Genomic DNA, 14,679 nt, shown 5'->3' with positions numbered 1-14,679 from the left:
GGAATAATGGCTAAACATTTATTCAAAATATTTGTAATTACAGCGCTGTTTTGCAATAGCTATCGCATTTATGCTCAGCAAAAAACCTATTGTAACCCCATCAATGTTGATTATGGTTACACTCCTATTGAAGATTTTACCAAATGGGGAAAACACCGTGCCACAGCCGACCCCGTAATTGTAAATTACAAAGGCGACTTTTACCTCTTCAGTACCAACCAATGGGGTTACTGGCACAGTCCCGATATGCTGAACTGGAAATTTGTAGAACGCAAATTTCTTCGCCCGTGGAATAAAACCAAAGATGAGCTTTGTGCCCCAGGCGTAGGCATTGTAGGTGATACCATGGTCGTCTTCGGCAGTACCTATACCAAAAACTTCACTTTATGGGGAAGCACTGACCCCAAAGGCAATAAATGGTTTCCGCTGGTTGATTCGCTGGAAATTGGCGGATGGGATCCTTCCTTTTTTACAGATGATGATGGCAAATTTTACATGTACAACGGCAGCAGTAATAATTACCCGATGTATGGTGTAGAATTAGACCGAAAAACCTTTAAACCTAAAGGAACACGAACGCCCATGTATTTACTCGAAAGCTGGCGGTATGGCTGGCAACGATTTGGAGAATATATGGATAATACTTTTTTAGATCCTTTTGCCGAAGGTGCCTGGATGACCAAGCACAATAGCAAATATTACTTTCAATATGGTGCGCCGGGAACAGAATTCAGCGGGTATTCTGATGGTGTGGTGGTAGGAAGCAAACCTTTATTTTACGATACGCAGTTTACACCACAATCTGACCCCTTAAGTTATAAAGGTGGTGGGTTTTCAAGAGGTGCAGGTCATGGTGCCACCTTTCAGGATAATGCTAAAAATTATTGGCACATTTCCACCAGCATCATCTGCGTTAAAAATACCTGGGAACGCCGGATGGGCATCTGGCCAACAGGGTTTGACAAGGATGACGTGATGTGGACGAATACCGCATTTGGAGATTATCCGCTATATCTTCCAGCTGAAAGAAAAGAAAATGGCCCTGCCGGACCAGGCTGGATGCTGATCAATTATAAAAAGCCCGTGATGGTTTCTTCTACACTGGGTAGCTTCTACGCCAACAATGCAGTTGATGAAAGTATTAAAACCTATTGGAGCGCCAGAACAGCGAATAAAGGTGAATGGATTCAAACTGATTTAGGCAGCCTGGCCATTGTTAATGCCATTCAGATTAATTATGCTGATCAGGATGCCACGTTTATAGGTAAACAAATTGGTATTTATCACCAATACCAGATTCTTTCTTCAACTGACGGAAAGAAGTGGACCATGCTGGTTGATAAAAGCAAAAACAAAAAGGATGTGCCTCATGATTACATCGAACTTCAGAAACCGGTTAAAACCAGGTTTATCAAAATGGTCAATATCCATATGCCCACCGGAAAGTTTGCCATAAGCGGTTTACGTGTTTTCGGAAATGGAAACGGCAAAAAGCCATCAGCAGTTGAAAATCTAGTGGTATTAAGAACTGAAAAAGATAAACGTAGTGCTTACACTAAATGGGAACCTGTTGACAATGCTTTTGCCTACAACTTGTATTATGGAACAGCGCCAGATAAATTGTATAACTGCATCATGATCCATGATTTTAATGAATATTGGTTTAAGGCAATGGATAGCCAGAAAGCCTACTACTTTTCAATTGAAGCCATCAACGAAAATGGCGTTTCAGAGAAAACAACGGTAAAGAAAGTAGATTAATTTTAAAAGAATAAAAAACACATATAATGAATAGAGCGAAAATCCTGATTATTTTATTAGCTTCCTTTGCGCTGAACGCATCAGCACAGAACAAAAAAACAGTATCTCCCGAAGAGGCAAAGATGAACACCTTTATCACCAACCTCATGTCGAAAATGACAGTTGATGAAAAGATTGGGCAGCTGAATTTACCAAGTTCCGGAGACATCACTACCGGACAGGCCAACAGCAGCGACATTGGTAAAAAAATCGAAGCCGGACAGGTAGGCGGTTTGTTCAACATCAAAGGTGTAGAAAAAATCAAAGCGGTACAAAAGGTTGCGGTAGAACAGAGCAGAATGAAAATTCCATTACTTTTTGGTATGGACGTCATTCATGGCTATAACACTGTTTTCCCAATTCCATTAGGCGTTAGCTGTATCTGGGATATGGATCTGGTACAAAAAACAGCCAGAATTGCAGCCATTGAAGCCAGTGCAAGCGGTATTAACTGGACCTTCTCCCCTATGGTAGATATTTCACGCGATCCACGCTGGGGCCGGATTTCTGAAGGTAGTGGTGAAGATCCTTACCTCGGTTCAAAAATTGCAGCAGCCATGGTAAAAGGCTATCAGGGCAGGTTACAAGCCAACAATGAAATTTTAGCTTGTGTAAAACACTATGCTTTATACGGAGCAGCTGAAGCAGGCAGAGATTACAATACCACTGATATGAGCAAGGTAAGGATGTATAATGAATATTTCCCTCCTTATAAAGCAGCTGTAGATGCCGGTGCAGCCAGTATCATGGCTTCATTTAACGAAGTTGATGGTATCCCGGCTACCGGAAGCAAATGGTTAATGACTGATGTTCTACGCAACCAATGGGGTTTTAAAGGCTTCGTGGTAACCGATTATACAGGTATTCCTGAAATGATCGCGCACGGAATGGGCGATTTACAAACGGTATCTGCATTGGCCATGAATGCCGGCATTGATATGGATATGGTTGGCGAAGGATTTTTAAGCACGTTAAAAAAATCACTGGCAGAGAAAAAAGTTAGCATCAATGAAATTAACAGGGCCTGCCGTTTAATCCTTCAGGCGAAATATAAACTGGGTTTATTTACTGATCCTTATAAATTCTTAAGTACAGAAAGAGCCGAAAAAGATGTTTTCAACGCCGAAAACCGTCAGGTAGCCCGTGATATTTCAGCTGAAAGTTTCGTATTACTTAAAAACAACAACAACATTCTGCCCTTAAAAAAATCAGGTACCATTGGTTTAATTGGCCCACTGGCAGATAACACCGCGAACATGTATGGAACCTGGAGTGTTGCTGCCTTGTTTGATAAGTCTGTTACCGTATTACAAGGATTAAAAAATGCCTTAGGCGAAGATGCCAGGATTTTAACTGCTCGTGGTTCTAATTTTCTGGCCGATTCTGCCATGGAACACCGTTATGTAAATGTGCACAATCCTACATATAAACGGGATGGACGCACAGAAGCAGAAATGATTAAAGAAGCTTTAAAAGTGGCCGAAAAATCCGATGTCATTGTTGCCACTCTTGGCGAAGGTTCTGAATTTACAGGGGAAAGCAGTAGTGTTACGGATATCCAAATTCCGGAAACACAAAAGAACTTACTTAAAGCCTTAGCCAAAACAGGAAAACCAATTGTTTTGGTGCTGTTCACTGGCCGCCCACTGGCATTGAAATGGGAAGAAGAAAATATCCCTGCCATTTTAAATGTTTGGTTCCCGGGAAGTGAAGCCGGAAATTCCATCGCAGACGTATTGTTCGGCAAAGTTAATCCTTCAGGAAAACTGAGTACCACTTTTCCTCAAAACGTTGGACAGGTGCCGTTATATTATGCACATAAAAACACCGGACGTCCTCTGGCTGAAGGAAAATGGTTTGAAAAATTCCGTTCCAATTATTTAGATGTGAGTAATGATCCGTTATACCCATTTGGATTCGGTTTGAGTTATACCACATTTGATTATAGTGATGTGAAATTAAGTGCTAACACCTTAACCAAAGGAAAATCAATTACTGCATCGGTTACCTTGAGTAATACCGGAAAGTATGATGGCAAAGAAGTGGTTCAATTATACATCCGCGATCTGGTGGGCAGCATTACCCGCCCAGTTAAAGAATTAAAAGGTTTCCAGAAAGTAAGTTTAAAAGCCGGCGAAAGCAAAACCATCAGCTTTAATATTTCAGAAAATGATTTGAAATTCTACAATTCAGAACTAAAATTTGTTGCTGAACCAGGAGATTTTAAAGTATTTATCGGTACCAATTCCAGAGACGTAAAAGAAGCTGCTTTTACATTAAAATAAAGAAATCAAATGGTTCACTAAACCCTGACCCATTGCAAAATGATCAGGGTTTTTTATTTTTGTCAGATGAAAAAGATTATCCTATCCCTTTGTTTAATTTTCAGTTTCCCTCTTTTAAATGCCCAGGATTTAAAGAAATACGAGTATGGAAGTTTTATCAAAAGAGGCGACTCCATTCATTACAGAATCCTCTTCCCTGAGAACTTTAATCCCGCACAAAAATATCCGGTTTTATTTGTATTGCATGGTCGAGGCGAAAGCGGAAGCGACAATGAAAAACAATTAACACATGGTGCCAGATTATTTCTGAGAGATGATATCAGGAAGAATTTCCCTGCAATTGTGGTGTTTCCACAATGCCCTGCAGATAGTTACTGGGCCAATGTAAACATCACAACGAATGATAAAGGGAAAAGAAAGTTTAGTTTTGTGGAAGCTGGCAAACCAACCCGGGCCATGCGGACCTTACAAGGGATGGTAAAAGATTTTCTAAAAAAACCGTTTCTCGATAAAAAACAAGTCTATGTTGGTGGCCTCTCTATGGGTGGAATGGGCACTTATGAATTACTGAGAAGACAGCGAAGAACATTTGCCGCAGCTTTTGCCATTTGTGGTGGCGATAACACCAACAACATTAAAAAATACCAAAACGTGCCCCTTTGGATTTTTCACGGCGGAAAAGATGATATTGTAGATCCGGCCTTTTCAATGGCCATTGCCGAAAGGTTGAAAACCGTTGGCGATGAAGTAAAATTTACGCTATACCCAAATGCCAACCACAACAGTTGGGATAATGCTTTTGCCGAACCAGGCTTGCTGCCTTGGTTATTTGGACATAAGAGATAAAATTTCAGACCATATAGATTTTAAGAATCTATATGGTCTTGATCATTAATTACTATTCAGCCATATTATGGTAAACCGCCTGAACGTCATCATCTTCCTCTAATTTATCAATCAGTTTTAATACATCAGCTGCCTGCTCCTCTGTTACTTCATGATGTGATAAAGCAATACGCTCTAATTTGGAACTTTTCAGTTCGATTCCTTTTTCTTCCAAAGCTTTTTGCAAAGAACCGAAGTTTTCAAAAGCACCCTGTGCAACCGCGATATCATTTCCTTCTTCATCAGCCTCTACATATAACTCTTCTAAACCGGCATCAATCAATTCAAATTCAAGTTCTTCCAAATCCAAACCTTCAGCAGGAACAAAGCGAAAAACAGATTTGCGGCTGAAAACAAAATCCAGGGAACCTGTTTTACCCAGGGAACCATCAGTTTTGTTAAAATAGCTACGCACATTGGCAACGGTGCGGTTGGTATTATCTGTAGCCGTTTCAATTAAAACCGCAACACCATGAGGCGCATAACCTTCATATACAATTTCCTCATAGTTAGCCATCGACTTATCAGATGCACGCTTGATTGCAGCTTCTACCCTGTCTTTTGGCATATTTACAGCTTTCGCATTTTGCATGGCTGTACGTAAACGTGAATTGGTTTCCGGATGAGGTCCGGATTCCTTAACTGCCATTACAATATCTTTACCAATACGCGTAAATTGAACGGCCATCTTGGCCCAACGCTTAAATTTTCTTTCTTTTCTAAATTCGAATGCTCTTCCCATGTTTTAGTATTGAGATAGGAGATGTGAGATAAGAGACCTTAGGCCTTCAACCTTCCAACCCTGTACCTAATTATTTATTTTTAACTTATTCCTTCAGCTTTTTGCTTTTATTTTCGCTTAGCTTTTAGCTCTTCTTTAAATTCGTTAACATGTCTTCTGTCATTTTCGCCAGATCAAATTCAGGTTTCCAGCCCCAGTCTTTAGTTGCGAAACCATCATCAATTGAACGTGGCCAGCTATTGGCAATTTGCTGACGTGGATCATTGCTGGCGTAAGTTAAGGTAAAATCCGGAATATGTTTTTTAATCTCTGCCGCAAGCACTTCCGGCGTAAAACTGACGCCACCAAAATTGTAACTGCTGCGTACAGAAATTTGATCGGCCGGTGCATCCATTAACTCAATAGTGCCGCGGATGGCATCATCCATGTACATCATTGGCAGTTCGGTTTCTGCATTCAGGAAACTCTGGTAACTTCCCTTTTTCAAGGCATCATGAAAAATGTGAATGGCGTAATCCGTTGTTCCGCCACCCGGGGCAGCTTTCCAACTGATTAATCCGGGGTACCGGATACTTCTTACATCTAAACCATATTTCTGGTTATAGTATTCGCACCAGCGCTCTCCGGCCAGCTTACTAATGCCGTAAACCGTATTCGGATCCATTACACAAAATTGCGAAGTATTATCCTTTGGCGAATTTGGTCCGAAAACAGCAATGGAACTTGGCCAGTAAACCTTCGCCACTTTATATTCAAGTGCTAAATCCAGCACATTTAAAAGACCATTCATATTCAGATCCCAGGCCAGTTTAGGATTTTGTTCTCCGGTTGCCGATAATAAAGCAGCCAAAAGATAAACCTGCGTAGGTTTGTATTTTTTGAAAATGCCATTGATCATTTCTTTATCCAGAACATTTACAAACTCGAAAGGAGCAGAATTTTTGATGTCATAATCAGGTCTGCGGATATCGCAGGCAACCACATGATCATCACCATATATCTTACGTAACATGGTAACCAACTCCGTACCAATCTGGCCATTAGAGCCTAAAACAATAATTTCTTCCTGCATATTTTTTTTGAGAATGTGCAAAGGTAAAAAAATGAGACAAAAGGCTATAAAATATTTGTACTAAGCATATGCGATGTGTTTTTCCGATAATGAATAAATCAATATTTCTGGAACTGCTTTGTATCATCAACATAAATAGCAATTTTTATTACGGTGCAGTGCTGATAATCGATCATAAAAGCTAAAAATAATGCCAATTCAAAGCTGACAAATTTTAAAATTTGAGTGAAGAAAAAGAAAACAAAACAAAAAAAAATCTTTCAAAAGCAGGAGAGGTGAGAATTTATGAAAAAAACTTATCTTTATCTAAAGTTAATGTAATTAGTACACGAAGTATTTAGCCTACAAAAACCAACATAAACGTACTTAAGACAGTAATTAATTAATTATTTAGAACAATTCTATTTAGTAACAATCGCATTGCGAATACGGAATTAAAGCTTTCATATTTGATTATCATGCCATTTTTTTCTAATATTACCTATCCAACGCATAAATAACCAATATATAAAAATACAAAAACGATGCACAGAAGAGAAGCACTCAAAAACGTTGCATTTTTACTGGGAGGAGCCATCTCAGCGAGTACAATGGGCGTTCTATTTGAAAGTTTTACACTCCCTGAAAATGAAAAGAATTTTGTTTCATTTTCAGTACAGGATCAAAAAATTTTCGCCGAATTTGCCGATATTATTGTCCCGACAACTAAATCATCTGCCGGCGCTAAAGCTGCAGGCCTAGGTAAATTCATTCCAATGATGATGCAGGATTGCTATCCGAAGGAAATGCAAACCTCATTTGCAAGGGGTTTCAAACAACTTCAGGACAAGTCGATGCAAGATTTCAAAAAAAGTTATGTGGCCCTAACTGTTCCTGAACGCACCAAATTAATGGTTGATTTAAGACTGATGTCTATAGCCCAAAAAGAAACAAAATCAGAAGAAAATAAGGATCTGGTTTACTTTTTCATTACGGCCAGAGATCTTACCTTATTGGGCTACTATTCTTCTGAAATTGGATGCACCAAAGCCCGCGAATATATTCTTGTTCCCGGAAGATACGATGGCAATACCAAGCTGAAACCCGGACAAAAATCCTGGGCTACCTAATTTCAAAACTACAACGACAAAACATCATGAATTTAAATACAAATTTAAAAGCTGAAAATACTTACGATGCCATTGTAATAGGATCGGGGATTAGTGGCGGCTGGGCTGCAAAAGAACTTACAGAAAAGGGCTTACGGGTATTAATGCTCGAAAGAGGAATGAACATTGAGCACATTACCGGTTATGAAACGGCCATGAAAAATCCTTGGGATTTTGAACATGCAGGCAGATTAACCGAGGAGCAAAAACGTACGCACCCAGTACAAAAAAGAGATTATCCATATAGTGAGGCCAATGAAAAATGGTGGGTAAATGATTTGGAATGTCCGTATACAGAAGATAAACGTTTCGACTGGTACCGTGGTTTTCATGTTGGTGGTAAGTCTTTAATGTGGGGCCGTCAGAGTTACCGCTTAAGTGAACATAACTTAGAAGATAATGCAAAAGACGGACACGGTAGTGACTGGCCTCTACGTTACAAAGAACTTTCTCCATGGTATGATTATGCAGAGCGCTTTGCAGGAATAAGTGGTTCTAAGGAAAACTGGTCAACCTGCCCGGATGGAGAATTCTTACCTCCAATGGACTTAAATATTGTTGAAAAATCAGTAAAAGCCAGGATTGAGGAGCATTACAAAAGAGAGCGGATCATGATGATTGGCCGTGTAGCCAATCTAACTGTTCCTCATAAAGGCCGTGGAAACTGTCAATACCGTAACTTATGCAGCCGTGGTTGTCCGTTTGGTGCTTATTTCAGTACGCAATCCTCTACCCTGCCTGCGGCAATGGCTACTAAACGTTTAACGTTAAGACCTTACTCTATCGTAAATCATATCATTTATGATAAAGACACGAAAAAAGCAAAAGGCGTAATGGTAATCGATGCAGAAACCAACAAAACCATGGAGTTTTATGCAAAAATTATTTTTGTGAACGGTTCTACATTGGGTTCAACTTTTATTTTATTAAACTCTACTTCGGATGCACATCCAAATGGATTAGGGAATGGAAGTGGACAATTGGGGCATAATTTAATGGATCATCATTTCCGCTGTGGTGCTTCAGGCGAAGCAGAAGGCTTTGATGACAGATATACCTACGGACGCCGTGCAAATGGCATTTATGTCCCCCGATACCAAAACATTGGAAATGATAAACGTGATTACCTGCGTGGTTTCGGTTACCAGGGTGGTGCAAGCAGATCAAACTGGCAAAGTGATGTTGCCGAACTTTCATTTGGTTCTGGTTTAAAAGAAAAAATGACGAAACCAGGCAGCTGGACCATGGGTCTTGGCGGTTTTGGAGAAATGTTACCATACTATGAAAACAAGGTTTACATTGATAAAACTAAAAAAGACAAATGGGGTCAGCCAGTATTAGCCATTGATTGCGAATACAAAGAAAATGAGAAAAAAATGCGTGTGGATATGATGAATGATGCAGCAGAAATGTTAGAAAAAGCGGGCATGAAAAACATCAAAACATATGATGCAGGTTGTTATCCGGGTATGGCCATCCATGAAATGGGAACGGCAAGAATGGGTAATGATCCAAAAACTTCAGTTCTCAACAAATGGAATCAAATGCATGAAGTGAATAACGTGTTTGTAACTGATGGTGCCTGTATGCCTTCAATCGCATGTCAAAACCCATCATTAACTTTTATGGCTTTAACCGCTCGTGCTGCTGATTATGCAGTGAAAGAATTAAAGAAAAACAACATTTAATTAATAGGTAAAAGGTATGAGGTTTAAGGTATAGGGTTAGGAGTCCAAAGCCTTAAACCTTATATCTTAAACCCTAACCTCTATGAAAAGAAAATTAAGAATGGGCATGATAGGCGGTGGAAAAGACGCCTTCATCGGTGCAGTACATCGCCTTGCGGCCAATATGGATGGTTTAATCGAATTTACCGCAGGTGCACTAAGTGTGAATCCGGAAGTTGGTTATGAATCCGGTAAAATCCTCTTCCTCCCTGATAACAGAATATATAAGAGTTATGAAGAAATGATTCAGCAGGAAAGTGAATTACCTGCTGATGAAAAAATAGATTTTGTAACCATCGTTACTCCAAATTTCGCACATTTTGCCCCAGCCATGCTGGCACTGGAACATGGCTTTAACGTGGTGATCGAAAAGCCAATGACGCTTACCCTGGAAGAAGCTAAACTGTTAAAAGCAAAGGTAGAAGAAACAGGCTTAACGCTTTGTTTAACGCATACCTACTCTGGCTATCCAATGGTAAAACAGGCCAGGCAAATGGTAAGTAAAGGTTTGCTCGGCGCCATCAGAAAAATTATTGTGGAATATCCGCAAGGATGGTTAAGTACTTTGTCTGAACGTGAAGGAAATGCACAGGCCGCCTGGCGTACAGATCCTTCCAAAACAGGGAAAAGTGGCAGTATGGGCGACATTGGAACACATGCAGCACATCTTGCAGAATATATCTCCGGTTTGAAAATCGCCAAAATTTGTGCGGATTTAAATATCGTTGTTCCTGGAAGAGCTATAGATGATGATGGAAACGTGCTTTTAAAGTTCGATAACGGATCAAATGGTGTACTCATTGCATCTCAAATTGCAGCAGGTGAAGAAAATGCATTAAAAATTAAAGTTTATGGTGAAAAAGGGGGCTTAGAATGGCATCAGATGGAACCAAATACACTGATTGCAAAGTGGCCTGATGCACCGGCTCAAATTTACAGAACAGGTAATGGTTATATGGGCAGCTTTGCGAAACACAATACGCGTACACCAGGTGGACATCCTGAAGGTTACCTTGAGGCATTTGCCAATATTTATAAAAACTTTGCCTTAACGGTTAATGCAAAACTGAACCAGGAACAACCTACACCTGAAATGTTAGATTTCCCTACCGCTGATGATGGAATACGGGGAATGGCATTCATTGAAAATGTAGTGAACTCAAGCCAGTCTGACCAAAAATGGTGGGATTATAAAATTTAAATACAAGCATGACAACAATAAAAGGACCGGCCGTATTTTTAGCGCAGTTCATCAGTGATGATGCGCCGTTTAATTCGCTGGAAAACATTTGCAAATGGGCTGCAGGCCTGGGTTTTAAAGGGATCCAGATACCAACCCTGGATAAAAGGTTTATCGATCTTCAGAAAGCCGCAGAGAGTAAAACCTATGCTGATGACTTAAAAGGCACTATTGCTTCTTATGGTTTGGAAATCACTGAATTATCTACCCACCTACAAGGGCAATTGGTTGCTGTTCATCCTGCTTATGATGATTTATTTGATGCCTTTGCGCCAAAAGAATTGCACAAGAATCCAAAAGCCAGAACGGAATGGGCAGTGCAGCAAATGAAATATGCCGCAAAAGCATCTCAAAATTTGGGGTTAAACGCACATGCTACTTTCAGTGGATCCTTGCTCTGGCAGTATTTCCATCCATGGCCACAACGTCCGGCAGGTTTAGTGGAAGAAGGTTTTGCCGAACTGGGCAAACGATGGATGCCTATTTTAAATGAATTTGATCAGTGTGGTGTAGATGTTTGCTATGAAATTCATCCTGGTGAAGATTTATTTGACGGAGAAACTTATGAAATGTTCCTTGCGGCAGTGAATAATCACAACAGGGCATGCTTATTGTATGATCCATCTCACTTTGTATTACAACAGCTGGATTATATTCAATACATTGATATTTACCACGAACGCATTAAAGCATTCCATGTGAAGGATGCTGAATTTAATCCAACAGGTAAGCAAGGTACATTTGGTGGTTATCAAAGCTGGGCAAACAGAGCAGGCCGCTACCGCTCTCCTGGAGATGGCCAGGTTGATTTTAAAACCATTTTCAGTAAACTGGCACAATACGATTTTAAAGGTTGGGCCGTAATGGAATGGGAATGTTGCATTAAAAACCAGGAAGACGGTGCCCGAGAAGGTGCCGAATTTATAAAAAATCACATCATTAAAGTAACCGATAAAGCATTTGATGATTTTGCTGCATCGGGTAGTGATAGCGCTTTCAACAAAAAAATATTAGGATTACAAGACTAACAACATGAAAATCTGCATGGTTTTCTACATCAGATCATCAAACCTGCAGCATCACATGTTATTAAAAACACACAAATGAAAAAAACATTATTAGGTTTAGGCGCTGTAGTTATTTTTATGGCCTCTTTTACCAAAGCAGACTTAGAAAAAGAAAAAACGGTAGTGGCAACAGCTACATTATCCAGTCATGCCATGCAAATGAGTGCAGGCGAAAAGCTGATTAACAAATCAGATTGTATTGGTTGCCATAATAAGGTGAATAAGATTATTGGTCCTTCTTACATGGATATTGCTAAAAAATACCCTGCAACTGAAAAAAACATCAATTATTTAGCAGATAAAATTATCAAGGGTGGTACAGGTATTTGGGGTACTATGCCAATGACAGCCCATTCAACATTAAAACCTGCCGATGCTAAATTGATGGTTAAATATATCTTATCCTTAAAAAAGAAATAGGCATACATTTTTAAACCTCATACAATTCTAATGAAAACAGAGCAAGAAAATAAAAACACGAGTAACCGCCGTGATTTTATTAAAACCAGCGCCATAGCTGCCGCTGCATTTATGATTGTTCCACGTCATGTTTTAGGTGGGCCGGGTTTTTTAGCACCCAGCGACCGTTTACTGATTGCCGGTATCGGCGTGGGTGGTAAAGGACAAGGTGATATTGCTATGTTTGCCAAAAGTGGTAAGGCAGATATCGCTTTTTTATGCGATGTAGATGATCGCCGTGCTGCATCAAGTGTAAAAGCATTTCCAAAAGCAAAATACTATAAAGACTACCGCGAAATGCTGGATAAGGAACACAAAAACTTTGATGCCGTTTCTATCTCCACACCTGATCATAACCATGCTATACAGGCACTTGCAGCCATGCAGCTTGGTAAACATGTGTATGTTCAAAAACCGCTTACGCACGATATTCATGAAGCACGGATTTTAACCGCTGCCGCGAAAAAATATAAGGTGGTTACGCAAATGGGTAATCAGGGCGCATCAAATGATGGTCCGCGCCAAATGAAAGAATGGTATGAAGCAGGCTTAATTGGTGATGTACATACGGTTTATGCCTGGACCAATCGTCCGGTTTGGCCGCAGGGTATTCCATGGCCGGATAAAAAAGCAGAAATTCCAAAAGAGTTAGACTGGAATTTATGGTTAGGTACAGCCCCTGAGAAAGATTATGTAGATAAACTCGTGCCATTTAACTGGCGTGGCTGGTGGGATTATGGTACCGGTGCGCTGGGAGATATGGGCTGTCACTTAATTGAAGCACCTTTCAGCGTTTTAAACTTAAAATATGCCAAAGAGGTAGAAGCCAGTGTGGGATCTGTTTATGTGGATGAATTTAAACGTGGGTATTTTCCTGAAAGTTGTCCGCCGTCAAGCCATGTTACCCTGAAATTCCCTAAAACGGAGAAAACAAAAGGCGATGTTACTTTACACTGGATGGATGGAGGTATCCAACCTGAACGCCCTGCTGAATTGGAAGCTAACGAAACCTTTGGTGATGGTGGCAATGGTACTTTGTTTATCGGCACGAAAGGTAAAATGATGTCGGAAACCTATAGTGCAAATCCGAAATTATTACCACTTAGCAGAAACAAAGACATTAAAGTAAAAGAAAAATATGCCCGGGTTAAAGGAGGTGCTGATGGACATTATGCACAATGGGTAGAAGCAGCAATTGCAGGTTATGGTAAACAGGAAGTAAGTTCGCCTTTCGAAATTGCTGGCCCTTTAACTGAGGCTTTATTAATGGCTAATTTAGCCATCAGAAGTTTCGATATTCAAAAAACGGTAAATGGTAAAGTAACTTACCCGGGTAGGTACATGAAAATGCTTTGGGATAATGACAACATGAAAATTACTAATTTCGATGAGGCCAATCAGTTTGTCAAACGTGAATATCGCAAAGGCTGGAACAATTTAACTTTATAAAAATACACTCGTCATTCCTCGCAATGATGAAAAACGAAGTAAAATGAAAAAAATAATCCTTTCTGCCTGCATCATGTTGGCAGTTACACAAATATCCCAGGCACAAAAGGGCTTCAAACCCTTATTTGATGGTAAAACAACTACTGGTTGGCATACTTACAATAAAACCAATGTGGGCAGTGGCTGGCAGGTTCAGGAAGATGCATTACACCTTGATCCTAAAACCAAAGGTACTGATGGCGGTGGCGATTTGGTCACAGACAAAGAATACAAAGATTTCCATTTAAAATACGAATGGAAAGTAGCACCAAAGGCCAACAGCGGTTTAATTTTCTACGTTCATGAAGAACCAAAATACCATGCAACCTACTCTACTGGTTTAGAAATGCAGGTATTGGATAATGATGGTCATCCTGACGGAAAAATAACTAAACACCGTGCCGGAGATTTATATGATTTAATCAAAAGCTCATCTGAACCTGTTAAACCGGTTGGTGAATGGAACAAAGCAGAAATTATTAGTAAAAAAGGAAATTTAACCCTAATTTTAAATGGGGTTCAGGTGGTGAAAACAACCTTATGGGATGAAAACTGGAAAAAGCTGGTTGCCGGAAGCAAATTTGCTAATTTGGAAAACTGGGGAACTTATAAATCAGGCAAGATTGCCCTTCAGGATCATGGTGATGAAGTTTGGTACAAAAACATCATTATAAAAGAATTATAACTGAGGTTTAGGGGGTAATGTAAAAGGCTTGAGGGTTTCCTTTCTCGCTTTAACTTTATACCTTAAACATGATAACCTTAC

Annotated in this window: 12 protein-coding genes; 10 read left to right on the top strand and 2 right to left on the bottom strand. The window is 39.9% G+C overall.

The features are described from left to right. Positions 1–6 precede the first annotated feature (6 nt). From CBW18_RS00620 to CBW18_RS00610, 3 genes are all read left to right on the top strand, one after another. On the top strand, positions 7–1,761 hold the full coding sequence (locus CBW18_RS00620; RefSeq protein WP_088299330.1) for a family 43 glycosylhydrolase: 1,755 nt from the start codon (positions 7–9) through the stop codon (positions 1,759–1,761). A 26-nt stretch (positions 1,762–1,787) separates the two neighbouring features. Next, positions 1,788–4,085: a beta-glucosidase BglX gene (gene bglX / locus CBW18_RS00615; protein ID WP_088299329.1), complete on the top strand. Its 2,298-nt coding sequence runs from the start codon at positions 1,788–1,790 to the stop codon at positions 4,083–4,085. Between the two features lie 66 nt (positions 4,086–4,151). Next, positions 4,152–4,931 (top strand): prolyl oligopeptidase family serine peptidase, encoded by a 780-nt coding sequence (locus tag CBW18_RS00610; protein ID WP_088299328.1) that lies wholly within the window; start codon positions 4,152–4,154, stop codon positions 4,929–4,931. A gap of 52 nt (positions 4,932–4,983) precedes the next feature. On the opposite strand, the gene CBW18_RS00605 is transcribed toward CBW18_RS00610, so the two are convergent. Together CBW18_RS00605 and CBW18_RS00600 are read right to left on the bottom strand one after the other, a co-directional pair. Continuing rightward, a complete protein-coding gene (locus CBW18_RS00605; protein WP_088299327.1) occupies positions 4,984–5,712 on the bottom strand; it encodes a YebC/PmpR family DNA-binding transcriptional regulator in 729 nt (242 codons plus the stop codon). Positions 5,713–5,836: 124 nt separating this feature from the next. Then, positions 5,837–6,784, bottom strand: a complete 948-nt coding sequence (locus CBW18_RS00600) for an NAD-dependent epimerase/dehydratase family protein (protein ID WP_088299326.1) — start codon at positions 6,782–6,784, stop codon at positions 5,837–5,839. Between the two features lie 524 nt (positions 6,785–7,308). On the opposite strand from CBW18_RS00600, the gene CBW18_RS00595 reads away from it, so the two are divergent. The 7 genes from CBW18_RS00595 (at position 7,309) to CBW18_RS00565 (ending at position 14,598) form a co-directional block, all read left to right on the top strand. Further along, positions 7,309–7,893, top strand: a complete 585-nt coding sequence (locus CBW18_RS00595; RefSeq protein WP_088299325.1) for a gluconate 2-dehydrogenase subunit 3 family protein — start codon at positions 7,309–7,311, stop codon at positions 7,891–7,893. Between the two features lie 26 nt (positions 7,894–7,919). Further along, positions 7,920–9,620 (top strand): GMC oxidoreductase, encoded by a 1,701-nt coding sequence (locus CBW18_RS00590; RefSeq protein WP_172406412.1) that lies wholly within the window; start codon positions 7,920–7,922, stop codon positions 9,618–9,620. Between the two features lie 82 nt (positions 9,621–9,702). Then, a complete protein-coding gene (locus tag CBW18_RS00585; protein ID WP_088299324.1) occupies positions 9,703–10,860 on the top strand; it encodes a Gfo/Idh/MocA family protein in 1,158 nt (385 codons plus the stop codon). Between the two features lie 8 nt (positions 10,861–10,868). Then, positions 10,869–11,927 (top strand): sugar phosphate isomerase/epimerase, encoded by a 1,059-nt coding sequence (locus CBW18_RS00580; RefSeq protein WP_088299323.1) that lies wholly within the window; start codon positions 10,869–10,871, stop codon positions 11,925–11,927. A 75-nt stretch (positions 11,928–12,002) separates the two neighbouring features. Further along, positions 12,003–12,386: a c-type cytochrome gene (locus tag CBW18_RS00575; RefSeq protein WP_088299322.1), complete on the top strand. Its 384-nt coding sequence runs from the start codon at positions 12,003–12,005 to the stop codon at positions 12,384–12,386. A gap of 30 nt (positions 12,387–12,416) precedes the next feature. Further along, positions 12,417–13,874, top strand: a complete 1,458-nt coding sequence (locus CBW18_RS00570) for a Gfo/Idh/MocA family protein (protein ID WP_088299321.1) — start codon at positions 12,417–12,419, stop codon at positions 13,872–13,874. A gap of 43 nt (positions 13,875–13,917) precedes the next feature. Then, entirely contained in the window at positions 13,918–14,598 is a 681-nt protein-coding gene (locus CBW18_RS00565) for a DUF1080 domain-containing protein (protein ID WP_088299320.1), read from the top strand. Positions 14,599–14,679 lie beyond the last annotated feature (81 nt).

It is taken from the genome of Pedobacter sp. AJM, from assembly GCF_002197755.1.
In the GTDB taxonomy this organism is placed as follows: Bacteria; Bacteroidota; Bacteroidia; order Sphingobacteriales; family Sphingobacteriaceae; genus Pedobacter.
Note: the sequence above shows the minus strand (reverse complement) of the source record. Positions and strands in the feature narration are given on the sequence as shown.